A 294-nucleotide genomic window follows, 5' to 3' on the forward strand; every position below is an offset into this window, starting at 1 on the left:
GGTCAGAACAACTATGGCCAGCTCGGACTGGGCACCGAAGATACCGATGAGCACCCAACGCCCACGCAAATCAGCATCGATGAACCCATCGAAGCCGTTGTGGCCGGTAAAGGTCATGTCTTGGCAGTAGCCCAGAGCGGCGCCGTGTATGGCTGGGGTCTGAACTACAGCAGCCAGATAGGCCTGTACGACAATGACAATGTTGATCCGGACTGGCCAAAAGAAATCACCAGCCCGAAAAAACTGCCCTGGTTTGAGGATGCCGTTGCGGTATGGGCGGGAGGCAACCAGAGC

General features: G+C 56.8%; 1 protein-coding gene. It reads left to right on the plus strand.

The window, feature by feature from the left end; all coding sequences use genetic code 11:
- Nucleotides 1–294: hypothetical protein (locus tag Q4563_RS18945; protein WP_442903796.1), on the plus strand; the 294-nt coding region annotated here is incomplete at both ends.

This window comes from Gilvimarinus sp. 1_MG-2023 (assembly GCF_030548285.1).